At 56.0% G+C, this 22,397-nt stretch carries 24 protein-coding genes; 11 read left to right on the top strand and 13 right to left on the bottom strand.

Annotated elements, in window-relative coordinates; all coding sequences use genetic code 11:
* Nucleotides 1-107: 107 nt before the first annotated feature.
* The 5 genes from P8O11_RS09335 to P8O11_RS09315 form a co-directional block, all read right to left on the bottom strand.
* Nucleotides 108-290, bottom strand: coding sequence for a DNA gyrase inhibitor YacG (locus tag P8O11_RS09335; RefSeq protein ID WP_300293835.1), 183 nt, complete (start codon nucleotides 288-290; stop codon nucleotides 108-110).
* Nucleotides 287-1,321 (bottom strand): ribonuclease E/G, encoded by a 1,035-nt coding sequence (locus P8O11_RS09330; protein ID WP_300293834.1) that lies wholly within the window; start codon nucleotides 1,319-1,321, stop codon nucleotides 287-289. Before P8O11_RS09330 ends, P8O11_RS09335 begins: the two co-directional genes overlap by 4 nt.
* Nucleotides 1,318-1,893, bottom strand: a complete 576-nt coding sequence (locus tag P8O11_RS09325; RefSeq protein WP_300293833.1) for a nucleoside triphosphate pyrophosphatase — start codon at nucleotides 1,891-1,893, stop codon at nucleotides 1,318-1,320. Before P8O11_RS09325 ends, P8O11_RS09330 begins: the two co-directional genes overlap by 4 nt.
* A gap of 2 nt (nucleotides 1,894-1,895) precedes the next feature.
* Nucleotides 1,896-2,114, bottom strand: a complete 219-nt coding sequence (gene infA, locus P8O11_RS09320) for a translation initiation factor IF-1 (RefSeq protein ID WP_008186030.1) — start codon at nucleotides 2,112-2,114, stop codon at nucleotides 1,896-1,898.
* A gap of 81 nt (nucleotides 2,115-2,195) precedes the next feature.
* Complete coding sequence (locus tag P8O11_RS09315; RefSeq protein ID WP_300293832.1) at nucleotides 2,196-3,077, bottom strand: carbon-nitrogen hydrolase family protein; 882 nt, start codon at nucleotides 3,075-3,077, stop codon at nucleotides 2,196-2,198.
* Between the two features lie 189 nt (nucleotides 3,078-3,266).
* On the opposite strand from P8O11_RS09315, the gene P8O11_RS09310 reads away from it, so the two are divergent.
* Both P8O11_RS09310 and P8O11_RS09305 read left to right on the top strand, forming a co-directional pair.
* On the top strand, nucleotides 3,267-5,147 hold the full coding sequence (locus P8O11_RS09310; protein WP_300293831.1) for an acyl-CoA synthetase: 1,881 nt from the start codon (nucleotides 3,267-3,269) through the stop codon (nucleotides 5,145-5,147).
* Nucleotides 5,148-5,258: 111 nt separating this feature from the next.
* A complete protein-coding gene (locus P8O11_RS09305; RefSeq protein ID WP_300293830.1) occupies nucleotides 5,259-6,929 on the top strand; it encodes a sulfatase-like hydrolase/transferase in 1,671 nt (556 codons plus the stop codon).
* A gap of 88 nt (nucleotides 6,930-7,017) precedes the next feature.
* On the opposite strand, the gene P8O11_RS09300 is transcribed toward P8O11_RS09305, so the two are convergent.
* Nucleotides 7,018-8,679 carry an acyl-CoA dehydrogenase family protein gene (locus tag P8O11_RS09300; RefSeq protein ID WP_300293836.1) on the bottom strand — a complete coding sequence of 554 codons (1,662 nt, stop codon included), beginning with the start codon at nucleotides 8,677-8,679 and terminating at the stop codon, nucleotides 7,018-7,020.
* A 156-nt stretch (nucleotides 8,680-8,835) separates the two neighbouring features.
* On the opposite strand from P8O11_RS09300, the gene P8O11_RS09295 reads away from it, so the two are divergent.
* The gene (locus P8O11_RS09295; RefSeq protein WP_300293829.1) at nucleotides 8,836-9,606 is read left to right on the top strand and encodes a sulfite exporter TauE/SafE family protein; all 771 of its coding nucleotides are present in this window, start codon (nucleotides 8,836-8,838) and stop codon (nucleotides 9,604-9,606) included.
* 68 nt (nucleotides 9,607-9,674) lie between these two features.
* On the opposite strand, the gene P8O11_RS09290 is transcribed toward P8O11_RS09295, so the two are convergent.
* Nucleotides 9,675-11,273, bottom strand: coding sequence for a phosphoenolpyruvate carboxykinase (locus P8O11_RS09290; RefSeq protein ID WP_300293828.1), 1,599 nt, complete (start codon nucleotides 11,271-11,273; stop codon nucleotides 9,675-9,677).
* Between the two features lie 346 nt (nucleotides 11,274-11,619).
* Between P8O11_RS09290 and P8O11_RS09285 the strand changes: the two genes are divergently transcribed.
* From P8O11_RS09285 to P8O11_RS09255, 7 genes are all read left to right on the top strand, one after another.
* On the top strand, nucleotides 11,620-12,321 hold the full coding sequence (locus P8O11_RS09285) for a response regulator transcription factor (protein WP_300293827.1): 702 nt from the start codon (nucleotides 11,620-11,622) through the stop codon (nucleotides 12,319-12,321).
* A 41-nt stretch (nucleotides 12,322-12,362) separates the two neighbouring features.
* The gene (locus tag P8O11_RS09280) at nucleotides 12,363-14,042 is read left to right on the top strand and encodes a sensor histidine kinase (RefSeq protein ID WP_300293826.1); all 1,680 of its coding nucleotides are present in this window, start codon (nucleotides 12,363-12,365) and stop codon (nucleotides 14,040-14,042) included.
* A gap of 6 nt (nucleotides 14,043-14,048) precedes the next feature.
* Entirely contained in the window at nucleotides 14,049-14,486 is a 438-nt protein-coding gene (locus P8O11_RS09275; RefSeq protein ID WP_300293825.1) for an HPr kinase/phosphorylase, read from the top strand.
* A 44-nt stretch (nucleotides 14,487-14,530) separates the two neighbouring features.
* Complete coding sequence (gene rapZ, locus P8O11_RS09270) at nucleotides 14,531-15,445, top strand: RNase adapter RapZ (protein ID WP_300293824.1); 915 nt, start codon at nucleotides 14,531-14,533, stop codon at nucleotides 15,443-15,445.
* Complete coding sequence (locus P8O11_RS09265; RefSeq protein WP_089889249.1) at nucleotides 15,442-15,828, top strand: PTS sugar transporter subunit IIA; 387 nt, start codon at nucleotides 15,442-15,444, stop codon at nucleotides 15,826-15,828. Before rapZ ends, P8O11_RS09265 begins: the two co-directional genes overlap by 4 nt.
* A 26-nt stretch (nucleotides 15,829-15,854) precedes the next feature.
* The gene (locus P8O11_RS09260; RefSeq protein ID WP_089889252.1) at nucleotides 15,855-16,133 is read left to right on the top strand and encodes an HPr family phosphocarrier protein; all 279 of its coding nucleotides are present in this window, start codon (nucleotides 15,855-15,857) and stop codon (nucleotides 16,131-16,133) included.
* Nucleotides 16,134-16,213: 80 nt separating this feature from the next.
* Nucleotides 16,214-17,041, top strand: a complete 828-nt coding sequence (locus tag P8O11_RS09255; RefSeq protein ID WP_300293823.1) for a lysophospholipid acyltransferase family protein — start codon at nucleotides 16,214-16,216, stop codon at nucleotides 17,039-17,041.
* Between the two features lie 364 nt (nucleotides 17,042-17,405).
* On the opposite strand, the gene P8O11_RS09250 is transcribed toward P8O11_RS09255, so the two are convergent.
* The 6 genes from P8O11_RS09250 to P8O11_RS09225 form a co-directional block, all read right to left on the bottom strand.
* Nucleotides 17,406-18,332, bottom strand: coding sequence for an FAD-binding protein (locus P8O11_RS09250; RefSeq protein ID WP_300293822.1), 927 nt, complete (start codon nucleotides 18,330-18,332; stop codon nucleotides 17,406-17,408).
* Nucleotides 18,332-19,090, bottom strand: coding sequence for an electron transfer flavoprotein subunit beta/FixA family protein (locus tag P8O11_RS09245; protein ID WP_300293821.1), 759 nt, complete (start codon nucleotides 19,088-19,090; stop codon nucleotides 18,332-18,334). Before P8O11_RS09245 ends, P8O11_RS09250 begins: the two co-directional genes overlap by 1 nt.
* A 212-nt stretch (nucleotides 19,091-19,302) precedes the next feature.
* Nucleotides 19,303-19,875 (bottom strand): cob(I)yrinic acid a,c-diamide adenosyltransferase, encoded by a 573-nt coding sequence (locus P8O11_RS09240; RefSeq protein ID WP_300293820.1) that lies wholly within the window; start codon nucleotides 19,873-19,875, stop codon nucleotides 19,303-19,305.
* Nucleotides 19,875-20,081 (bottom strand): twin transmembrane helix small protein, encoded by a 207-nt coding sequence (locus tag P8O11_RS09235; protein ID WP_300293819.1) that lies wholly within the window; start codon nucleotides 20,079-20,081, stop codon nucleotides 19,875-19,877. Before P8O11_RS09235 ends, P8O11_RS09240 begins: the two co-directional genes overlap by 1 nt.
* Before the next feature lie 82 nt (nucleotides 20,082-20,163).
* Complete coding sequence (locus tag P8O11_RS09230) at nucleotides 20,164-21,003, bottom strand: SDR family oxidoreductase (protein WP_300293818.1); 840 nt, start codon at nucleotides 21,001-21,003, stop codon at nucleotides 20,164-20,166.
* Between the two features lie 68 nt (nucleotides 21,004-21,071).
* A complete protein-coding gene (locus P8O11_RS09225; protein WP_300293817.1) occupies nucleotides 21,072-21,761 on the bottom strand; it encodes an SH3 domain-containing protein in 690 nt (229 codons plus the stop codon).
* 192 nt (nucleotides 21,762-21,953) lie between these two features.
* On the opposite strand from P8O11_RS09225, the gene P8O11_RS09220 reads away from it, so the two are divergent.
* On the top strand, nucleotides 21,954-22,397 hold a 444-nt coding region (locus P8O11_RS09220), incomplete at its 3' end, for a DNA gyrase subunit A (protein ID WP_300293816.1).

Raw genomic sequence — 22,397 nt, 5'->3', positions numbered from 1 at the left:
TCTACCCCTGAGCTACCCGGGCACGGGTGATGCGGTTTAAACCGATCTGGGTAGCGGCGTTCTAGGCGAGGGGCGGGGCGGTGTCCAGAGGCTTTTTGCGCAAAATTTCAATGCGGCTTCTGCGCCTGCTTTTCTATCTCGTCCGCAAGGTGTTCTGTGTCCTCCGGATCGTTTGAGGGCAGGGCATATCCACCTCCCAGCCATTTAGAGAGGTCGATGTCGGCACAGCGCCGTGAGCAGAACGGTTTGTAGCGCGTATCTGTTTCATTCGCGCATATCGGGCAGCTCATGACAGCAGCCCTGAGAGCAATTCATTCAGAGGCAGGCGCGCGCGTTTGCGTTGCAGCTCATAGTGCCCGAGTGGCGTGAAGCCTGCGAGCACGGTGTCGATGCCGTCTGCTTTAAGAGCGGCACGCAGGGAGGCCTCAAAGCCGCGGCGGTCCTTTTTGGGCATGGGAGCCAAATCGATTGTGATCTGTCCGCCTAGGCCGCGCAGCCGCAGCTGTTTAGGCAGTTCTTTGGCACAGGCAAAGTTGGCGCGTGTACCAGCTGCAAAAGAGCCGTCCGCGCCAGTGTTTACATCCACAGCAATCAGCGCACGTGTCGGCTCAATTGCGAGTGAGGCTCCACCAGCAAGGCGAACTTCGGGCTCTCTCAGAGCGTCTAATGCCTCAAGAACACCATGGCTTTCAAAGCTGCCCGCATCGGTCACAACATCGGCGGGTTCAACCCAGTCACGCCACGCTAGGACATGCGGGCCGTCGCCTTCGGTCAAAGTTTCGGGTTCTGCGGCTGTGTCGTTTACAACTGTCTGCGCCAGATCAACCATCGCACGCAGATCTTCAGCGATGTCTTCATCTTCGGCTTCGTCGCAAGACGAACGCAGAATCAGGCCAAAGCCGAGGCCTGCCATTTCTTCTTTTGCAATCATCATCAAGGCGTCGCGTCGCTCATCTTCCCGTATCTGACGTGAGATATTTAGGCCTGGCGCGTCCGGCGTGACAATCGCATAGCGTGACTTAAACATCAGCTTGGTCGTCACGGGCAAGGCCTTGCCCTCATCGGCATAGCCTGTGAGTTGGACAGTCAGCATGTCGCCTGGCGCAATGCCCTTGACCTGTTTCAAAAAGGCATTGCCGTCGGGCGTTTCCAAAAACATCCCACCTTGCCCTTTCTGGGGCTTGGTCGCACGAGCGCGATAGACCGTTCCTGGCCGGGGGGCGTCTGCATCGATCAGAAGATCGTGGAGTTGCCCGTCTACCATGAGTGCCGCTGCTTCGCGTGCACCGAAATGGTCTAGAATAATCTGACGTCCCTTCATGGGGTCCTCCAAAGCGGATAGCCCGCGGCTTGCAACAGCGCTGCGGTTTCACTGAGTGGCAAGCCAACAACGCCCGTAAACGAACCTTGTATCCAAGGTATAAGCGCCCCAGCGGGCCCCTGAATTGCGTAGCCGCCAGCTTTGCCTTGCCAGTCATTTGTAGCAAGGTAGCCTGCGATCTCGCTGTCGGAGAGTCGCTTCATCTTGACTGTCGTGACAACGTCGCGCTCCCAGAGCGTCTCGCCTTTCTTCACAGCCACAGATGTAATGACTCGGTGACGTCGCCCAGAAAGCTGGCGTAAGAAACGCTCAGCCTCGGCGACGTCTTCTGGCTTGCCCAAAATGCGCCGCCCGAGTGCCACGGTGGTATCCGCGCAGAGCACGATCTCATCCAGCGCAGCGACAACGGCCTCGGCCTTCTCCCGCGCCATACGGGCGCAATAGGGGCGGGGCAGCTCGGCCTTTTGCGGTGTTTCATCAATATCTGGCGGGCGAATAGCATCGGCCACAACGCCGATTTGCGCCAGAAGTTCTTTCCGACGCGGGCTGCCTGAGCCGAGGATCAGTTTCATGCCTATTTAAAGCGGTAGTTGATCCGACCTTTCGTCAGATCATACGGTGTCATTTCCACCTGAACTTTGTCGCCAGCCAGAACGCGGATGCGGTTTTTGCGCATCTTGCCTGCCGTATGTGCGATGATCGTATGGCCGTTTTCCAGCTCGACCAGGAATGTCGCATTCGGCAGGAGTTCCTTTACGACACCGGGGAATTCGAGCAGTTCTTCCTTGGCCATGGTCTCTCCTAGAGTTTCGCATGCCGGTCTTGGCAAGCGCGGCTTAAATGCGCCTATCAGCGCGGTTTTTCAAGGACTTTCTTAGGCCAAGGCCTCCAGTGTGACATCTGAGGCGCGTGGGGCCTGCTCCCCCCAATGCAATGCATTGAGAACATGGCCATCGGCGCGGACATGTGCGATCTTGGCCCTATCCACACTGGCATAGGTCCAGCCTGCTTTGTTCAGGTTCCCTTCCGCCAAAACACCTGTGGGTGGAAACCCCTGATCCATCGGACCAAAGATCCCCCCCATTCCAGAGTTGCTCTCGACACCGAAGAGGCGCGGTTCATTGCCAATCAGGCTAGACATGACGGTGAAGCACTGCCCCTCAAGTGCGCGCGCCATCGCACCAACACGTACCCGCCAATACCCTTCCAGCGCTTCGGTGCAGGAAGGTACGAGGATAATTTCGGCGCCGGCTTCGACCAGCGCACGCCCCAAAAGTGGAAACTCGCTGTCATAGCAGATGAGCACGCCGACTTTGCCGATTGCTGTCTCAAAGAGCTTCAATGGCCCGCCACCTGATACATTCCAATCATCGCGCTCAAAGCGGGTCATGATTTGCTTGTCCTGAAACCCAGCAACGCCCGTTGGGGTAAAAAGCCCTGCGCGGTTTACGGTTCGGGTGGCTTCCCGCACCGGTGCTGAGGGCGCAAGAATATGCATCGCAAATTCTTCGGCCAGATCGGCAAAGAGCTTGTTCATCTCAGGCTGGCGCTCACTCACGGCATCGATCGAGCCTTGGATGTCGCCTGCGGCCGTTTCGCCAGCAAGCGCTGCCAGCTCCATTGCGCCATATTCGGGGAAAACAACTAAATCCGCACCATTGGACGATGCCTTCATCACCCAGTCGCGCTGCTTTTGTGCATAGATTTCCCATGTCGAACACCAGCTGACAGGGTAGGCTGCAGTTGCAATCTTCATTGGCTCGCTCCAAAGCAAAGGCGGGGTTGAGATTGGATCATATGGCTTTTCAACAGTTCTTGAAAAGGCGAAACCCGGTAAAGTGCACGAAATTGACGTTGCGCCGGGGCTATTGCGTGAAAACTCAAACCCCTACACTATATGTTTATAGAGTGCCCAAAAAATGGGCCAATGGGGAGGAAATGCAACATGAAGTTTGGGTCACTACAAGACAGTTTAGACATGACCAATGAAATGCCGTGGAGTGCACGTGATGTGCCAACCACGGTTTATGAAATGCTCGCCGGGACGGCGGCAAAGTTTCCGGATCGTCCTGCCATAAGTTATCAGCTCATGTCTGGCGCCACAGATAAGGCCGAGACATTGAGCTGGAGCCAGTTTCACGATCAGGTCTGTCAGGCCGCCAATCTCTTCCGCAGTCTTGGTGTAGGGGAAGGCGATGTAGTCGCGCTTGTCCTGCCGAATGCCACGGAAACAGCCGTTGCCCTGATCGGCGGTATGACTGCAGGTATCGTTAATCCGATCAACCCACTGCTTGAGCCAGAGCAAATCGGCGCAATTCTGCGCGAGACCAAAGCCAAGGTCGTGGTGACCCTGCGCAACTTCCCCAAAACAGACGTCGCACAGAAAACGGCAGAGGCGGTCAAGCACGCGCCCAATGTCCATACGATCCTCACGGTGGATCTCAACCGCTACCTCACGCCGCCAAAGAGCTGGATCGTCCCGCTCGTGCGTCCGAAGATGAACGTCAATCATCACGCGGATGTAAAAAGCTTCAACGCAGAGATGGCAAAACAGCCAAAAACGCTCAGTTTTGAAGATCGCAAAGTCGACCGTGTCGCAGCCTATTTCCACACAGGTGGGACAACGGGGATGCCAAAAGTCGCGCAACATCTCAACTCTGGGATTGTGTACCAAGGCTGGCTCGGCCAAGAACTCTTGTTTGACGAATACGAGAGCGTCATGTGCCCGCTTCCGCTGTTTCACGTCTTTGCCTGCCACGTTATTCTCATGGCCATGGTCAAATCGGGTGCTCACGTGGTCTTCCCGACACCTGCAGGCTATCGCGGTGATGGCGTCTTTGATAACTTCTGGAAGCTTTGCGAGCGCTGGGGCACGACATTCATCATCACAGTTCCGACGGCGGTCTCTGCTTTGATGCAGCGCCCTGTGGATGCTGATGTGTCCAAGGTCAAAAACGCCTTTTCAGGCTCGGCCCCCATGCCACTTGAACTCTTCAACCGTTTTACAAAGTCGACAGGCATTCAGATTATTGAAGGTTACGGTCTGACAGAAGCAACAGTTCTTGTCTCGATCAACCCTGTGGATGGGGAAAAACGCGTGGGCTCTGTCGGGCTTCCATTCCCCTATAATGACGTGAAAATCATCGCGCAGAAAGGTGATGGGCCTGTCGAATGCACCCCTGACGAAATTGGTGAAATCTGTGTCGCGGGTCCCGGCGTCTACGCGGGCAACACCTATACAGAGGCAGATAAAAACGTCGATCTTTACTACCATGACAAATATCTGCGTACAGGTGATCTTGGTCGGATCGATCCAGAAGGCTACATCTGGATCACTGGCCGTGCGAAAGACCTGATCATTCGTGGCGGTCACAATATCGACCCTGCCGAAATTGAAGATGCGCTTCTAACCCATCAGGACGTTGCTTTCGCAGGCGCAATCGGCCAGCCCGATGCCCATTCGGGTGAGCTGTCCTGCGCCTATGTTGAGCTGGTGGCCGGTGCAACAGCTACGGCGGATGATCTTATGGCCCATGCCAAAAAGCATATCCACGAGCGAGCGGCGATCCCCAAGCATGTTGAGGTGCTCGTTGAGCTTCCAAAGACGGCTGTGGGAAAAGTCTTCAAGCCGGATCTGCGCAAATCAGCGATTACGCGTGTCTACAATGCGGCACTTGAAGAGGCGGGGGTCTCTGCACGTGTCACATCTGTTGTTGATGATAAAAAACGCGGCCTCGTGGCCCAGCTCACGGCCAACAGCGCAACAGAGGAAGAGGTGAGCCAAGTGCTTGGCAGCTTCGTGCGCCCGTGGGAATGGACGTCTTGAGCGGATAGTCTCCGCCGTTAGAACAAGAGCGAGCCGCAGGAGACATCTTGCGGCTCGTGTCTTTTGCCCTAAAAGTTGTTGATGACGTCACCCAACCGCAAGGCTCCCCCAATGTCAGACAAAAAAAACATTCTCTTCATCATGTTTGACCAACTGCGCTGGGACTACTTGAGCTGCTATGGTCATCCACATCTTCACACCCCAAACATTGACTGGCTCGCAAGCCAAGGCGTGCGCTTTAACCGTGCCTATATTCAGTCGCCCATCTGCGGCTCCTCGCGGATGAGCACATATACGGGCCGCTATGTGCAGAGCCATGGTGCAAGCAACAACAAGATCCCGCTCAAGGTCGGCGAGCTTACTCTGGGCGATCATTTGCGCGCGGCTGGTGTCGACAGTTGGCTGATTGGCAAAACCCATATGGAAGCCGATGCCGAGGGCATGGCACGCCTCGGGCTTGAGCCAGACAGCGTGATCGGGGTGCGCGTTGCGGAATGCGGCTTTGATGTTTTTGAGCGGGATGACGGCATGAAGCCCGAAGGCCCCGACGGCTCCTACGACCCCCGCGGCGCTCTAGCCTATAATGACTGGCTGCGCGCCAAAGGCTACGAAAGTGACAACCCTTGGCACGACTTTGCCAACTCTGGTCTTGATGAAAATGGCAACGTCATCTCAGGCTGGTTCCTGAAGAACTCGGCCTATGCCGCTAATATCGAAGAGTCCGACAGCGAAACACCCTACCTGACGGGCCGTGCAATGGAGTTCATAGAGAAGGCCAAAGGTCCGTGGTGCGCACATCTCAGCTATATCAAGCCCCACTGGCCCTATATCGTTCCTGAGCCATATGCGTCTATGTTTGGGCCCGAACATGTCTTGCCTGTCGTCCGCTCTGATGCGGAACGTCAAACGGCACACCCTGTTCTGAAAGCTTTCATGGATACGCCAGTCGGACAGTCTTTCAGCCGCGATGATGTGCGAGAGAGCGTAATCCCTGCCTATATGGGCTTGATCAAACAAGTCGATGACCAAATGGGCCGGCTTTTTGAGTGGCTCAAAGAAACAGGCCGATGGGACAATACCGTGATTGCTCTGACCTCTGACCATGGTGATTTTTTGGGCGATCACTGGCTTGGCGAAAAGACGTTCTTTTATGAACAAAGCGTTCGGGTTCCGCTCATCATCTATGATCCCAGCCCGCAGGCCGACGCCACCCGTGGCACAGTCAGTGAAGCCTTGGTGGAAAGCATCGACCTCGCGCCAACCTTCCTTGAGATGTCAGGTGGCAAGGTACTGCCCCATATCCTTGAGGGGGAAAGCCTCGTCCCCTTGCTGCACGGGACCGCTCAGGACACAGAGCGCAGCTTTGTTATCTGTGAGTACGACTACTCTGGAGCACCCGTCGCTCGCCTTACAGGAGCAAGCGTTTCGGAAGCCAACATGTATATGGTCGCCGACGCCCGCTACAAACTGATCCACTTTGAAACAGGCGACAGGCCGATGCTGTTTGATCTGGAACGGGATCCCGACGAGCTCGTCGACCTTGGCGCAAGCGAGGCCCACGCCAGTATCATCTCGGCTATGTATGAGAAACTGCACAGTTGGACACGCCGTGTCTCCCAACGCACCACGATCAGCCACGACAGCCTTATTGCGCGCCGTAGCCAGCGCAGCACCAAAGGCATTGTTATTGGCGTACCAGAAGAGGGTGATATGGCCGCAGAGCTCACGATTAAATACCGTGGCCTGACCGCAAAGCCCTGGCAGGACATCAAGAAGAGTTAGGTTTGTCGACGCGCATTCGCGCGCCGACCGGCTGGGGGCTTTGCCCCCAGACCCCCAGGATATTTAGAAAAAGAAAAAGACATGCTGGTTAGCCAAGCAGTCTTCGTGCGATCACTTGCGCCTGAATTTCTGCGGCACCTTCAAAGATGTTGAGGATGCGAGCATCACAGAGGATACGGCTGATCTGGTATTCCAGTGCGAAGCCGTTGCCGCCGTGGATTTGCAGCGCATTGTCGGCAGCAGCCCACGCCACCCGGGCACCCAGAAGCTTGGCCATCCCAGCCTCAAGGTCACAGCGGCGATCGTTGTCTTTTTCCCAAGCCGAGAAATAAGTGAGCTGCCGTGCCACCATGATCTCAACGGCCATCATTGCGAGTTTGCTTGCGACTCGGGGGAACTGGATTAGTGCCTTCCCAAATTGCTTGCGGTCCTCGGCATATTGCAAGCCTACATCCAGTGCAGATTGGGCTACACCCACAGCGCGCGCAGCAGTCTGGATCCGTGCGGCCTCAAAGGTTTGCATCAGCTGCTTGAAGCCCTGTCCTTCTTCGGAGCCCAAGAGGTTCGCGCCTTTCACTTTAAAGCCGTCAAACGCCAACTCATATTCTTTCATGCCCCGATAGCCGAGAACCTCGATTTCGCCGCCCGTCATGCCCTCGGTGGGGAAGGGAGCCTCATCGGTTCCTGGCGTCTTCTCGGCCAAAAACATCGACAGACCTTTATGGTCGGGGCTGTCAGGGTTCGTGCGCGCCAGAAGTGTCATCACATGGGTGCGCGCCGCATGGGTGATCCATGTCTTGTTGCCAGTGATCTCATAGTCTCCCGCCTCGTTTTTCACGGCGCGTGTGCGCAGGGCGCCGAGGTCGGAGCCAGTGTTTGGCTCGGTAAATACGGCAGTCGGCAGGATTTCGGCACTCGCGAGCTTGGGGAGCCAGTGCTCTTTCTGCTCTTGCGTACCGCCTGCGAGGATCAGTTCAGCCGCAATCTCAGAGCGTGTGCCGAGTGAACCAACTCCGATGTATCCGCGTGAGAGTTCTTCGGAGACAACAACCATCGAGGCTTTGCTAAACCCAAAGCCGCCAAACTCTTCTGGAATAGTGAGACCAAAGACGCCCATCTCGGCAAGTTCTTCGATCACTTCCATCGGGATCAGCTCGTCGTTCAAGTGCCACTCATGCGCAAAGGGCGCGACCTTGTCCAAGGCGTAGCGACGGAATTGCTCACGGATCATCTCCAGCTCATCCTCAAGACCAGTCTTGCCAAAGGTGAACTCTGCTTTGCCCTCTTGCATCAAGGCCACGAGCGCCAAGCGCGCGGCTTGGGTATTGCCCTTTTCGCACAAGAGGCTCACTTCAGTGTTCATCAAAGTACGCGCGTCATCTTGCGAGAGCCCGATGTCCTGAAGGCGCACAACTTCGCCTTGGTTCATCTGGATCCCGCCGTAGATCTGCCAGAGGTATTCTCCAAACGCGATTTGGTGAATAAGCTGTTCCATTGTGCCAAACTGGCCATTGGCCTTCAGACCTTCGGCCCATTTTTGCATCTGGCGCAGGCTTTCAACATACGTGGCCAGCCAAGCGAGCCCGTGCGCGGCTGTTTGGTTCTCTTCCAAGAGCTGCGCCGATACGCGGCCTTCCGTGCTCACATCTGTGCGTACGCGCTCAATGGCCTTTGCCAAGAGAGACTCGGCTGGGGCAACTGCCGCGCCTGTCAAAGTCAGCAAATCGGGAAGAAGCGTATCTTGAGCCATTGTCATATGTCCGTCCATGAGTGAATCAGCCTTTTTTCTCTGGTGAGCCGTTTTTAGCTATTATGCAAGTGCAGCGCAATATTGCTACGTTGCGCTGCGGCAAAATGATCAAAAATTACGCGTGTATTTTGTTTTTTTGAGGCGTAAGACCTTGCCATGGATATTATTTCTTCTGGTCTCACGCCTTCTCTTTTCTGTCTTGCGCTTGGTGTGACGCTCCTCGCAGGGGTCGTCAAAGGCATGGTCGGCTTTGCGATGCCGATGATTATGATCTCGGGCCTTTCAAGCTTTATCGCGCCCGAGCTCGCACTTGCTGCGTTGATATTGCCGACCGTGGCAACCAACCTTCAGCAGGCGTTTCGCCATGGCGCCGACGAAGTTTGGGGCGCGGTAAAGCGCTTCAAGATATTCCTTGTGGTCGGCGGCGTGTTCCTCTTGTGCTTTGCCCAGCTGGTGAATGTTATACCGTCACACATAATGCTTTTATCCATCGGCATAATTGTCAGCCTGTTCACAGCGATCCAGCTTTTGGGATGGTCGCCGAGTTTTCAACATGCACCGAAGCGCTTTGAAGCGTTGTTTGGCGCTGCTGCAGGGGCCATTGGCGGCCTATCAGGAATATGGGGCCCTCCCACCGTGATGTATCTCAGCGCGCTTGATGTTGCCAAAAAAGAGAGCCTGCGCATTCAAGGGATTATCTATGGCTTGGGTGCGATCCTCTTGGTCATGTCCCATATCGGATCAGGCGTACTCAATGCCAAAACACTGCCCTTTTCGGTGGCAATGTTGGTTCCGGCGCTGCTTGGCTTGCAGATTGGCTTCAGGTGGCATGACCGCATTGACCAGAAAAACTTCAAGCGCCTTACGCAGATTTTTCTGTTCGTGGCAGGGCTCAACCTGATCCGCAAAGGCGTAATGGGCCTTTGAACGGAAAACGGCGCCTCCAAAGAGACGCCGTTCAGTATCTTGAAGAGTGAGGGTACCCCCCCACGCCATTAGCCAATAGCAGCCGCTTTTACATCTTCGTCGATGAATGGCAGGTATTGCTGGAAGTTCTCGGCAAACATTTCCACGAGCTTTTCTGCCTGTGCATCATAGGCGTTTCCGTCGGCCCATGTGCTACGTGGATCGAGAAGCGCCGCGTCGACGCCTTTGACGGTCACAGGAACATCAAAGCCGAAGTTCTCATCCTTGCGGAAGGTCGCATCATTCAACGACCCGTCAAGCGCCGCCGTCAGAAGAGCGCGCGTCGCTTTGATTGGCATACGTGAGCCCTTGCCATATGCGCCACCCGTCCAGCCTGTGTTCACAAGCCAGCAAGTTGCGCCATGCTTGGCGATTTTGTCGCGCAAGAGGTTGCCATAGGCTTCTGGACGGCGCGGCATAAAGGGCGCGCCAAAGCAGGTTGAAAATGTGGGCTCTGGCTCAGTCACGCCGCGCTCTGTTCCAGCAACCTTCGAGGTGAAACCTGACAGGAAGTGATACATGGCTTGTGCTGGTGTGAGGCGCGCAATGGGAGGCAGAACGCCAAAGGCATCGCATGTGAGCATGATCACATTCTTGGGGTGACCACCAAGGGCAGTCTCCGACGCGTTTGAGATATAGTCTAGCGGATAGGCGCAACGCATGTTCGCCGTGAGGCTGTCATCATCAAAATCCAGCTCTTTGGTTTCTTCATCAAAAACCATGTTCTCAATGACCGTGCCAAATTTCTGCGTGGTTGCATAGATTTCTGGCTCGGCTTCTGCGTTGAGGTTGATGGTCTTGGCGTAGCAGCCGCCCTCAAAGTTGAATGTACCCTTGTCTGACCAGCCGTGCTCGTCATCACCAATCAGCGTGCGCTGTGGGTCAGCAGAGAGTGTTGTTTTGCCAGTACCCGAAAGACCAAAGAAGACCGCGGTGTCGACAGGGTTGCCAGTGGCGTGGTTGGCCGAGCAGTGCATCGGCATCACACCTTTTTCAGGCAGCAGGTAGTTCAGTAGAGTGAAAACAGACTTCTTGTTCTCGCCCGCATATTCTGTCCCGCCGATCAGGATCATCTTGCGATCAAAGTTCATCGCAATAACAGTCTCGCTGCGGCAGTTGTGCTTGGCAGGGTCAGCTTGGAAGCTCGGGCAGTTGATCACTGTAAAGTCGGCAATAAAGCTATTGAGCGCCTCGCGCTCTGGGCGGCGCAGCAGGTGACGGATGAAAAGGTTGTGCCACGCCAGCTCTGTCACCATGCGCACATTGATCGCCAGCTGCGGATCAGCTCCGCCCACCAAGTCCTGCACATAGTAGTTACGGCCCTTCATATGGGCGATCATGTCTTCATAGAGCGCATCAAACCCCTCAGGGCTCATCTCGGCGTTGTTTTCCCACCAGATTGTGTCAGCCACAGAGGCGGTTTTGACAACATGTTTGTCTTTGGGCGAACGGCCCGTAAACTTTCCGGTGGTCACAAGGAATGTCCCGCCTTGGCCCAATGTGCCTTCGCCTGCTTTCAGCGCGGCTTCGACAAGCGCGGGTTCCATCAGGTTGTAGTAAACAGTGCCAAGCCCTGTGATACCTTGATCGTCTAGGGTGAATTTGGGGTTTACGCGTCCTGATGTCATGCGGAATGCTCCTTCGCCAATTTTGGCAGTTCTTGTTAATGGGCGGCGCCCGAAGGCGGGGCCAAACTTGGCTTGCTCATAACATGACGGTTTTGTGTCGCAACAGGCGCAACGCCACAGTTAGCGCAATCAAGGCAAGTTTAGCGCAACCAGAGGCGGTATCTTGTCCCTATCAAAGGTAGAAGATGGAGAAAGTGAGGCAATTTAGCCATTTCTCAGGACTTTGTGAGACAAAATCGACTCACCTGACTAACTGATTCGCTTCAAGGGATTGATCAAAAGCCCAAATAAGGCAATGGTGGGTGAAAAAAGACGTGGCATTAAGAGTAGTATAAGGAAGAGTAAGATGTCTAAAATCGCCCTTGTGGACGATGACAGGAATATTCTGACATCCGTAGCAATGTGCCTTGAAGCCGAAGGCTTCGAGGTCGAAACATATCACGACGGTCAGCAAGCGCTTGACGCGTTCAACAAAAAACTCCCCGACATGGCAGTGCTTGATATCAAGATGCCTCGCATGGATGGCATGGATTTGCTCCAGCGCTTGCGTCAAAAAACAACAATGCCTGTGATTTTCCTCACGTCAAAAGACGATGAGATTGACGAGGTTCTCGGCTTGCGCATGGGCGCTGATGACTACGTCAAAAAGCCCTTTTCCCAGCGTCTTCTTGTTGAGCGCATCCGTGCGTTCCTGCGTCGTCAGGATGCGATTGCAGGCGAAGTGATCCCCGAAACAGAAGAAACCAAAGTCATGGACCGTGGCGACCTCAAAATGGACCCGCTGCGTCATGCTGTTGCCTGGAAAGGCAAAGACGTCTCTCTAACGGTGACAGAATTCTTGTTGTTGCAAGCGCTCGCACAGCGTCCTGGATTTGTGAAAAGCCGCGATCAGCTGATGGATGTGGCCTATGATGATCAGGTCTATGTTGATGACCGTACAATCGATAGCCATATCAAGCGCCTGCGCAAAAAAATGCGCTCAGTTGACGAGACATTCTCGGCGATTGAGACACTTTATGGCATCGGTTACAGATATAACGAAGAATAATAGCCGAGAAGGGCAGGGCCAAGAGGATGGCGGTGCAAAACATGGCACCAGAGCGAAACGGTGATGTGGTACTGGGGGATGATTTTATCGCTCCGCGCAGCACGGTTGATGAGAATATCCGCGCGCGCCGTGAGCGCCGCGGTTTTTTCTCATTGCGCCGTTCACCGTTGGCTCGAAAAATCATCACGTTTAACCTCATCGCAATGTCTCTCCTTCTGGCGGGAATTCTATATCTCAACTCCTCACGTGACGGCTTGGCGCTTCAGCGCGCCAAAGGTCTGATCAGCGAAGCCGAGCTCGTCGCTGATGTGATCGAAGCGCAAATGCCCGTGGGCGCCCCCGTCAATCTCGCGACAGGAGATGGGATTGATCCCGAGGCTGCACTGCAAGGGCTCGATCTGCGAGAAGGTCTTGAAGTTCTGCTTTTTGATCGCGCCGAAACCTTGGTGGCGCGCATGGAAGGCCGCGGTCTGAGTGCCGATCTGGAAAGCGTGAACGATGAGCCCGCGACGACCTATCTCACAGACGGCCTCAATGCGCTCTGGTCTTTCGTCTCCGCACCTGTTGGCGGCGGGAAGGCGGAACAGCCCCCCCTCGAAGTGATGGCACGCAGTATCGTTGTTGGCGCAATGGGTGGCCAATCCCAGATCAACAATGCTCTTGATACAGGCGGCAGCTTCACCGTGGCGACACCCGTGCGCCAAGGCCAGAACGTTGTGGGCGTCGTTGTGCTCGCCTCTACATCAGGTGAAATCGATTATCTGGTAAGGCTAGAGCGTGAGCGAGTGCTTCAAATGTTTCTTGTTGGTGTGATTATTTCGATCGGCCTGAGCCTCGTGCTTGCCTCCACAATCGCAAATCCGCTGAGTGATCTCGCCGCATCTACCGAACTTGACCGTGATCGTGACAGCCGCAATGTTGCCCCTGGCCGCATCCGCATTCCCGATCTTACTGCACGGCCCGACGAAATTGGCCGCCTTTCAGGGGCTCTGCGCGGGATGGTCTCTGCCCTCTATGACCGTATCGACGCGAACGAACAATTCGCAGCTGATGTTGCCCATGAAATCAAAAACCCGCTTGCCTCGCTTCGTTCAGCAGTGGGCACACTCCGTGTCGCAAAGCGTGATGATCAGCGCGACAAGCTCCTCAGTGTGATTGACCATGACGTTCGTCGCCTTGATCGTCTGGTGAGTGATATTTCCAATGCCTCAAGGCTTGATTCAGAGCTTGTTAAAGAGGAGCGGGAAGAGTTTGACCTATTGAAAATGCTGGATAATCTTTGCCAGTTTGTCGGCGAAGACGCCAAGTCTAAAGGTATTGATTTTATTTCAGACCTGCCCAAGCAGCCTATCATTCTTGCAGGGCTTGAAGCCCGTGTCGCCCAAGTCTTCGTAAACTTGATCAGCAACGCAATTTCCTTCTGCGAAGATGGCGATGCCATTCGCGTTTGGGCGCGACAGCGCGAAAACCGTGTGCTTGTCGTGGTAGAAGATACAGGCCCCGGCATCCCTGAAGAGGCTCTCACCAAAATCTTCAAGCGCTTCTATTCTGAGCGACCAGAGCAACAGTTCGGCAATAATTCCGGCCTTGGCCTCGCGATTTCCAAACAGATTGTCGAGGCGCACGACGGCGTCATCTGGGCTGAAAACATCCGTCCAACCGATGTTGATGCGACATCCGAGCCTCTTGGTGCGCGCTTCGTCGTCGGTCTTCCGGTTTAAGCTCAGATGGAACAAGCTGACCCGTCTGTTCCGCTCACCGTTCACGCCAGCACTGTCGCCTGCAATGGGCGGGCTGTGCTCATCACAGGGGCCTCGGGAACAGGGAAGTCAGCACTCGCACTTCAACTTATGGCGCTTGGATGTGAGCTTGTCTCTGACGACCGCACAGTTCTTACGCGCAACGGAGACAGGTTGATTGCTTCTGCGCCAGAAGCGATCCGTGGCCAGATCGAAGCGCGTTTTGTCGGAATCCTCAATGCGTTACCTGCAGAGCCAACACCCCTTGCTCTTCTTGTCAATCTTGACACAATAGAGCATCAAAGATTGCCCGCTTCGCACACAGAGCTGCTGATGGGACTTTTGTTTCCGAGTGTTCACAAAGTCGAGGGGAGCCATTTTCCTGCTGCGATTTTACAATATCTTAAGGACGGGCGTTTCGCCTGATAGTCACGCTCGATTGAACGGGCACAGCCTTGAAAGGGCACAGCGTGGAAACGCCGCACAAACAGCTGGTTCTTGTTACGGGACCCTCAGGGGCAGGGCGCGGAACAGCGATTAATGCGCTTGAAGATCTTGGCTACGAAGCCATCGACAACCTCCCTTTGAGCATGATTGGACGCCTGCTCGACGGCCCGCCCCTTGATCGTCCACTCGCGCTCGGACTTGATGTACGCAATCGAGACTTTTCTGCCGTTGCATTGCTTGAGGTACTTGAAGAAGCAATTGGCCTGCACGGCCTTGATGCGGAGCTGCTCTATCTCGATTGTTCTGAAGGTGTGCTCCAGCGCCGCTATTCTGAAACCCGTCGCCGGCATCCGCTGTCTCCCAGCGAAGACCCGGCCATCGGCATCACGCGAGAGCACGACATTCTCGCTTCTGTTCGAACACGTGCGGATATTTTGATCAACACCTCCGAGCTGTCCCCGCATGATCTGCGTGACGAGTTGGGCCGCCTCTTTGGGGGCGAAGAGGGCGCGCGCCTGTCTGTTTTGGTACAGTCGTTTTCTTACAAGCGGGGCTTGCCGCGTGGCGCGGACATGGTGTTTGATACACGCTTTCTGCGCAATCCTCATTGGGACATCTCTTTGCGAAGCGGTGATGGCCGCGAACGACCGGTGCAAGCCTATGTCGAGGCTGATGCGCGGTTTGAGAGCTTCTTTGACCGCGTCAGCGACCTCGCTCGCGAGCTGCTCCCTGCTTACCGCGACGAAGGTAAAACCCATTTCACTATCGCATTTGGCTGCACTGGTGGGCGTCACCGTTCTGTTACCCTAGCGGAAAGACTGGCAAAAGCCCTTGCAGAAGAGGGCTGGCAAGTGTCAATTAGACACCGCGAACTGGAGCGCGCAGCGCATGGCGTAAAGCCAACTGCTAAGCAGCCTATAGAGGAACGAAAGACGTGATCGGGATCGTGATAGTCGCACATGGCGGATTGGCAGCGGAATATCTGGCCGCAGTCGAACATGTTGTGGGCCGCCAGCAAGGTGTGCGCGCAGTTACGATTGAAGCTGATTGTGACCGCACTGACAAAGAAGCCGAAATCTGCGCCGCAGCTGATGGCGTCGATCAGGGGCAGGGCGTCGTCGTTGTGACCGATATGTTTGGTGGGTCCCCATCAAATCTCTCTCTCATGGCTTGCCGTTGTGACAATCGTCGCATCCTGTACGGGGCCAATTTGCCCATGCTCGTCAAACTCGCGAAATCGCGCCACAAATCTGTGCCCGATGCGGTGCGTCTGGCGCTTGATGCGGGGCGTAAATACATAGACAGTCAACAAATTACATAAAGCTCACAGATATAAGGAGCGCTCCGATGTCTGGGACACATCAAAAGCGACTGGAAATTATTAACGAGAAGGGCCTTCACGCCCGCGCCTCGGCAAAGCTCGTCGAAGTGGTCGAGGGCTTTGATGCTCGAGCTGAAGTTTCAAAAGACGGGATGAGCGCCAGCGGTGACAGTATCATGGGACTTTTAATGTTGGCAGCGGCGCGCGGAAGTTCTATTGACGTTGAAACTTCGGGCCCTGACGCCGAGGCTCTGGCTGTTGCGCTTGAGGCTCTTGTGGCAGACAGGTTCGGAGAGGACATGTAGGCGCAACCGCGCAGGGTAACCCGGAGCACACATTGGTAGAGCACACGCAAAACAAGCCGATCGTGACGGAGGAGGGCGTAGTGCCAAACACCTACGACCGACGCTCGCTCACCTATGCCAACTCTTTTGACAGCCCCGCTAAGGCAATCATCATTAAAGCCATCGAGTGGTTCACTGGCAAGCTGACGATCCTGAGACTTGTGCGTAAGTTTGAGCGCCAAGGTCCACCCACTGGCCAAGCCTTCTGGCCTGCCGTTCTGAAAGTGATGGGCATAGAGCTCAAAACGCCTCAAGAACAGCTCGATCGTATTCCCACAGATGGCCCCGTTGTCGTTGTTGCCAATCACCCCCATGGGCTGGTTGACGGTATGATCTTTGCCGATCTCGTAGGACGCGTGCGCAATGACTATCGTATTCTCACGCGCGCTCTGCTCACAGGGATAGACGAGGCCGCAACCGAATACATGATCCCTGTGCCGTTTCCCTATGAGGACGATGCGCAGAAGAAATTCGTTGAAATGCGCGCCAAAGCTATGGCGCATCTCAAGCAAGGCGGCCTTGTCGCGCTCTTCCCTTCAGGCGTTGTCGCCTCAAGTGATACGGCCTTTGGCCCCGTCATCGAGCGCGAGTGGAACGTCTTCACAGCCCAGATGATCCGCCGCTCAGGCGCGTGCGTGGTTCCGATTTTCTACCCGGGTTCAAACTCACGCCTCTACCAGATCGCCAACCGCATCTCCGCCACCCTGCGCCAAGGCCTCCTGCTGCACGAGGTCGTCCACAGCTGCAACAAGGATCAGGCTCCCGTCGTCGGCGAGCCGCTGACCGACGCGCAGATGGAATTGCTGGAGCAAGACCCCCGCGGCTTCATGAGCTGGCTCAGAGAGCACACGCTGTCTTTGAAAGGCTAGCGCCGGAAACTTTCGGAATGGCGGGATTGAGCCCAAGTCGGGCGTTGGTCAGGAGCGCCCAGCCGGTTAACAGCCGCGTAAGCGGCCCGGCTATCGTCAGCCCCTCCCTTGAGCTGGCGATTTGGCTGAGCTAGGCGCTCTGCTCGTTCTGAGGACGTATTTGGCTGGCATAAAGCGCTTCGTACTTGCCGTCAGGTCGCCACCCCAGGGGCTGACGTTAGCCTCCCGTACCGAACGACAGCAAAGCCCGCAAAGCTGACATCGCAGCAAGCTCTTTCAAGCCTGTATCTCTCGACAATGGGCTCCCAAAACGAAAAAGGCCCGCCAGTTCAGCGGGCCTTCTTCATGTCTGTTTCAGACGTGCTTACAGCTTTTCTATCAACTCTGGCACAGCGGTAAACAGATCTGCGACAAGGCCATAGTCCGCAACTTGGAAGATCGGCGCTTCTTCGTCTTTGTTGATCGCCACGATGATCTTGCTGTCCTTCATCCCGGCAAGGTGCTGGATCGCACCAGAGATGCCGACGGCAATATAAAGCTCGGGTGCAACAACCTTGCCGGTCTGACCGACCTGCCAGTCATTGGGGGCATAACCGGAATCAACCGCCGCACGGGACGCGCCAACAGCAGCGCCCAATTTGTCGGCCAGTTTTTCGATCAGTGCAAAATCCTCTTCGGACCCGACACCGCGCCCACCCGACACAACAACGCCCGCAGACGTCAGTTCAGGACGATCGCTTGCCGCAACCTTGTCCTCAACCCATGTGGACAGACCTGGATCAGCCGCGGCACCGATTGTCTCAATCGACGCGGAACCGCCTTCGCCTGCCGCATCGAAGGTCGATGTACGGAAGGTGATGACTTTCTTGGCATCTGTTGATTTCACGGTCTGGATCGCGTTGCCGGCATAGATCGGACGCTCGAATGTGTCACCATCCACAACACCAGAGGCGTCAGAGATGATCATCACATCCAGCAGTGCCGCAACACGTGGCATCACGTTCTTGGCGTCCGTTGTTGCCGGGGCCACGATATGTTCGTAATCACCCGCAATAGAGACGATCAGCGCTGCCGTGGCTTCGGCCAGACGGTGGCCCAATGTGGCATCCTCGGCCACCAGAACCTTGGCAACACCGTCGATTTTCGCCGCTGCTGCCGCCGCATCAGCAGCAGAGCCGCCTGCACACAGAACGGTCACATCGCCCAATGACTTTGCCGCGGTCACGGCCTTGGCCGTGGCATCCATGGACAATACGCCATCGGTCACTTCAGCAAGAAGAAGAACAGCCATTACACAACTCCCTTTTCTTTGAGTTTAGCCACCAGCGTATCAACGTCAGCAACGATTTCGCCTGCCGCACGCTCTTCGGGCTCAACGGTCTTGAGGATCTCAAGACGGTGCGCCACGTCAACGCCGTAATCTGCAGGTGTCTTTTCATCCAAAGGCTTTTTCTTGGCCTTCATGATGTTGGGCAGGGACGCATAGCGTGGCTCGTTCAGGCGCAGGTCAACGGTGATGACCGTCGGCATTGAGACTTCGATGGTCTGCAATCCGCCGTCCACTTCGCGTGTCACCTTGGCCTTGTCGCCCGCGATCTCGACTTCGGATGCGAATGTCGCCTGTGACCAGCCCATAAGGGCCGCCAGCATCTGGCCGGTGGCGTTCATGTCATTGTCGATGGCTTGCTTGCCGCACAGCACGAGGCCCGGCTGCTCTTCGTCGACAATGCCCTTGAGGATCTTGGCGACCGCGAGCGGTTCGATGTCGTTGTGCACATCGTCAGAGGCGACAACCAGGATGGCCCGGTCCGCGCCCATGGCAAGGGCCGTACGCAGTGTTTCCTGCGCTTGCTTCACGCCGACAGAGACCACAACGATCTCTTCAACCTGACCCGCTTCTTTCAGGCGGATCGCCTGTTCGACGGAAATCTCGTCAAAGGGGTTCATCGACATTTTTACGTTGGCAAGATCAACTCCCGATCCGTCCGCTTTGACGCGCACTTTCACGTTGTAGTCGATCACGCGTTTGACAGGTACCAGTACCTTCATGTGCGTCTCTCTCCTTGGTTGCGACTCACCCCGCGGGGATGAGCGTTTGAATGGTCTGCGCTGGGTTTAACGAATGGATTACCTGCAAAACAGGCCAAAATCGGCAATTGCGGCACTATGGACGCCGCGTTTTCCTGTCTGCGCCCGAAAAACGACAGCTTATTTCGCTGAACGAAACAGATCCGCGCCCCTCTTGCGGGCCGCGCCAAGGCTCAGCGGTTGGCCCCCGGCACCCAAAGCACGTCGTTCTTGCCGGAATTATTGGCCATGCGCGCTGCCACGAAAAACCAGTCGCTCAGGCGGTTTAGGTATTTCACCGCCGTTGCATTCACGTCTTCGCGCTCTGCCAGCAGCATGGCAAGCCGCTCTGCGCGGCGCGCAACGGTTCTGCAGACATGCAGATGCGCAGACAGTTTGGACCCGCCCGGCAGAATAAAACTGCGCAGCGGTTCCAGTTCGGCGTTCATGATGTCGATTTCAGCTTCCAGGCGGTCAATCTGTGTGGGGATCATCCGCAGGGGCGGATATTCCGCGTCCTTGTCGGCGGCCATATCGGGGCGGCACAGGTCCGCGCCCAGATCAAACAGGTCATTTTGGATGCGCGACAGGGCGGCATCGGTTTCCCCGGTGGCTTCCAGACGTGCGACACCGACAAAACAGTTCAGCTCATCGGCGGTGCCATAGGCCTCGACGCGGGCGTCATATTTGGGCACCCGTTCCCCATTGCCAAGCGCCGTCGTCCCGGCATCGCCGGTGCGGGTATAAATCTTGTTCAGTACAACCATTACGCAGGTCCCCCTCTGAGCCAGACAAAGATCACGATCAAAATCACAGCGATGAACTGTGCAATGAGCCGGTAGCGCATCAGGCGATTGGAATTTTTCTTGTTAAAGGCACCGCCGCCAGCAAATCCCCCAAGCCCCAGCACCAAGACGACCGCAACGGCCAATACCGCCACGACAAGGACAATAAAAAGTGGATCATCAGACATTCGGTTTCCCCTTCGTTGACGCAGTCATGTAGTGGGGCAAGCCCGCAGCGCAACCCCTTATCTGGGCCTTATCCGGACCCAATCAGCGCCCAACCACCCGGTCAAGCGCCCAGGTTGGCAGCAGACGCCGCATCAGACCCGCCATATAGGTCGGCACTGTGACGTAATAGCGCGGGCGGGGGCGTGGATGGGTCAGCGCATGGATCAGCTTGTCCGTGACGGCCTTGGCGGGCAGTTCAAACCGGTCCGGTTTGGACGATTCGTACAGCCGTTTGCGCAGATTGTCGCGATATTGCGTGGCGCGGGCGGCGTTTTCCCAGTCAATCCAGCGCTCAAAATGGGTGATCGCATTGATCCGAAAGTTGGTCTTGATCGGTCCCGGTTCAATCAGGCAGATGTGAATGCCACTGCCCCGCATTTCGATGCGCAGGGTATCGGTCAGACCCTCCAGCGCGAATTTGGTGGCGTTATAGGCACCGCGCCACGGGATGGAAACGATACCCAACACCGATGAACACTGCACGATCCGCCCCGACCCCTGGGCGCGCATCACCGGGATCACCGCGCGGGTCAGCGTGTGCCAGCCAAAGAAGTTGGTTTCAAAGATATGGCGCAGCCCTTCGGTGGGCAGGTCTTCGACGGCACCGGGCAGGCCGTATGCCCCGTTGTTGAACAAGGCGTCCAGCGTGCCACCGGTCGCGGCCAATACCTCTGCCAGGGCTGCATGGATGCTGTCTTCGTCAGTATAGTCAAGCAAGGGGGCATCGAACCCTTCGGCCTTCAGGCGCGCACAGTCCTCGGGCTTGCGGCAGGCGGCAAAGACACGCCATCCTTGCGCGCGCATGCCATGGGCCGCGTCATAGCCGATGCCAGTAGAGCAGCCTGTGATCAGGATTGATTTGGTAGGTTGTGTGTCAGGCATGAAAGCTTTCCCTTGAATGGAATACTCTCATTGCGCGCATTTTTCTGGATGGCAATGCGGTCTGTTGCTCAGCCGCCGACCAGCAGGAAATCCGCCATCCATCCGGCGGGTCCCCCATCCATCGGTTCCAGTCGCACCCAGCCATTGCCGGCGTCTTCCAGAATGCGCACCGCATCGCCGCGCTGCAATCGGGTGACCACGTTGAAATCGGTGCCCGGCCCGCCCCGCACATTGACGCGGTTGCCAGATACCGTGCGGATGTCTTCGAAACCTGAAAGCTCTGATTGGGGCTGATCCGACTGTGCCAAATCCGTCTGTCCCTGCCCGTCATTCCCCCCCGGTTGGCTGATCAAGCTGGGAATAATCGCGGGCGTCTGCGCCGAGGATGTAATGGTGACGACATTGGTCATGACGCCTGCAGCGATGGACCCGTCCGTGTCCGTATCCGTGTCCGTGGTCGAGGGGGCGTCTTCGAGTTTGGTCAGGTTCAACAGCACCGGGGCCTGCCCGTTGTTCAAATCGGCCCCATCCTTCAAAGGAGGTGTCGTGTCGACCACGGTTTTTGGTTTCTCAACCATCAATACTGCTGCGTTCTGCTCGGCCTCGGCCTGTTTTTTCGCCTGCAATTCCGCTTCGGCCTGGGCTGCTGCAGCAAGGCGGGCCTGCCGCATTTCTTCGGGGTTGAACGATGAACCACCGCTCATTTCGTAAAATACCCAGCCCATGAAAACAAAGGACAGAAGAATAAAACGTATCATCAATTTACCCCGACTTCGATTCTGCAACCATACTACAAAACACGTATAGATGGTCCCCCATAACAATATTGTTAGTTATCTAAACCGGGGAATTTGGAAAATACTCTCCCCGTGGCTGCCATGCAGCAAAGAATGCAGACGCAAGTAACCAAGCGCTTGCCGCCCTGCCGCCGCGCGGCTACATAATCGCCTATGTCAGATATAACCGATCCCCCAGAGACTGATCGACCAGAGATTGATCCGATGAATGTCTCCGAACCGCTGCGCCGCGCGATCGGTGATCGCTATCTGACCTATGCGCTGTCCACGATCATGCACCGCGCTTTGCCGGATGCCCGTGATGGTCTGAAACCGGTTCACCGGCGTATTCTGTATGCGATGCGCGAATTGCGGCTTGCCTCCAACGGAGGGTTTCGCAAATCGGCCAAGATCAGCGGCGATGTGATGGGCAACTATCACCCGCATGGGGATGCGGCGATCTATGATGCGATGGCGCGTCTGGCACAGGATTTCAACGTCCGCTATCCGCTGGTCGACGGGCAGGGCAACTTTGGCAATATCGACGGCGATAACCCGGCCGCGTCGCGCTATACCGAAGCGCGGATGACAGCCGTGGCAGAGGCCATGCTTGAGGGT

It is taken from the genome of Lentibacter sp., assembly GCF_029254145.1.
Taxonomy (GTDB): Bacteria; Pseudomonadota; Alphaproteobacteria; order Rhodobacterales; family Rhodobacteraceae; genus Lentibacter.
Note: the sequence above shows the minus strand (reverse complement) of the source record. Positions and strands in the feature narration are given on the sequence as shown.

Coding starts and splice junctions, on each gene's coding strand:
- P8O11_RS09315 (WP_300293832.1), bottom strand. CDS start 3,077: ATGAAGATTGCAACTGCAGCCTACCCTGTCAGCTGGTGTTCGACATGG.
- P8O11_RS09285 (WP_300293827.1), top strand. CDS start 11,620: ATGTCTAAAATCGCCCTTGTGGACGATGACAGGAATATTCTGACATCC.
- P8O11_RS09295 (WP_300293829.1), top strand. CDS start 8,836: ATGGATATTATTTCTTCTGGTCTCACGCCTTCTCTTTTCTGTCTTGCG.
- P8O11_RS09305 (WP_300293830.1), top strand. CDS start 5,259: ATGTCAGACAAAAAAAACATTCTCTTCATCATGTTTGACCAACTGCGC.
- P8O11_RS09280 (WP_300293826.1), top strand. CDS start 12,363: ATGGCACCAGAGCGAAACGGTGATGTGGTACTGGGGGATGATTTTATC.
- P8O11_RS09275 (WP_300293825.1), top strand. CDS start 14,049: ATGGAACAAGCTGACCCGTCTGTTCCGCTCACCGTTCACGCCAGCACT.
- P8O11_RS09235 (WP_300293819.1), bottom strand. CDS start 20,081: ATGTCTGATGATCCACTTTTTATTGTCCTTGTCGTGGCGGTATTGGCC.
- P8O11_RS09325 (WP_300293833.1), bottom strand. CDS start 1,893: ATGAAACTGATCCTCGGCTCAGGCAGCCCGCGTCGGAAAGAACTTCTG.
- P8O11_RS09240 (WP_300293820.1), bottom strand. CDS start 19,875: ATGGTTGTACTGAACAAGATTTATACCCGCACCGGCGATGCCGGGACG.
- infA (WP_008186030.1), bottom strand. CDS start 2,114: ATGGCCAAGGAAGAACTGCTCGAATTCCCCGGTGTCGTAAAGGAACTC.
- P8O11_RS09335 (WP_300293835.1), bottom strand. CDS start 290: ATGAGCTGCCCGATATGCGCGAATGAAACAGATACGCGCTACAAACCG.
- P8O11_RS09225 (WP_300293817.1), bottom strand. CDS start 21,761: ATGATACGTTTTATTCTTCTGTCCTTTGTTTTCATGGGCTGGGTATTT.
- P8O11_RS09300 (WP_300293836.1), bottom strand. CDS start 8,679: ATGGCTCAAGATACGCTTCTTCCCGATTTGCTGACTTTGACAGGCGCG.
- P8O11_RS09330 (WP_300293834.1), bottom strand. CDS start 1,321: ATGAAGGGACGTCAGATTATTCTAGACCATTTCGGTGCACGCGAAGCA.
- P8O11_RS09245 (WP_300293821.1), bottom strand. CDS start 19,090: ATGAAGGTACTGGTACCTGTCAAACGCGTGATCGACTACAACGTGAAA.
- P8O11_RS09310 (WP_300293831.1), top strand. CDS start 3,267: ATGAAGTTTGGGTCACTACAAGACAGTTTAGACATGACCAATGAAATG.
- P8O11_RS09250 (WP_300293822.1), bottom strand. CDS start 18,332: ATGGCTGTTCTTCTTCTTGCTGAAGTGACCGATGGCGTATTGTCCATG.
- P8O11_RS09230 (WP_300293818.1), bottom strand. CDS start 21,003: ATGCCTGACACACAACCTACCAAATCAATCCTGATCACAGGCTGCTCT.
- P8O11_RS09260 (WP_089889252.1), top strand. CDS start 15,855: ATGTCTGGGACACATCAAAAGCGACTGGAAATTATTAACGAGAAGGGC.
- P8O11_RS09290 (WP_300293828.1), bottom strand. CDS start 11,273: ATGACATCAGGACGCGTAAACCCCAAATTCACCCTAGACGATCAAGGT.